Origin of the sequence: Mycobacterium arosiense ATCC BAA-1401 = DSM 45069 (genome assembly GCF_002086125.1) — a bacterium.
Classification (GTDB): domain Bacteria; phylum Actinomycetota; class Actinomycetes; order Mycobacteriales; family Mycobacteriaceae; genus Mycobacterium; species Mycobacterium arosiense.
Window position 1 is genome coordinate 1 of the sequence record NZ_MVHG01000293.1, and the last position, 308, is coordinate 308.

The following is a 308-nucleotide window of genomic DNA, read 5'->3' on the forward strand; positions in this document are numbered from 1 at the left end:
GGTTTCGCTCAGTGGCTTCTGCGCCTCGTCGACCAGCGCCGCGCGCATTTCCACCGGCTTCTTCGGATCCTTGACCTTGATCCGCAGCGTCAGGCGCCAGCCTTTCAGGACCGGGTTGTAACGCAGGCTGTTCTCCACCACCTCGGCGTTGCTGTCGGTGCTGACCTGGGTGGTCACCGGCGCGTCCGGCGCCAGGTCCTTCAGGGCCGGCCCTTCGAAGTCGACGACCAGGGCGGTGCTGCCGTCCTGCTGGCGGATCAGGTTCTTCTGCTTCACGTCGCCGACCGAGCGCATGGTCTGCTTGACCC

Annotated in this window: 1 protein-coding gene; it reads right to left on the minus strand. The window is 66.2% G+C overall.

The window, feature by feature from the left end; all coding sequences use genetic code 11:
* Window positions 1-308, minus strand: a 308-nt coding sequence (locus BST14_RS31960) for a glucan biosynthesis protein (protein ID WP_211280850.1), incomplete at both ends; no start/stop codon positions are given.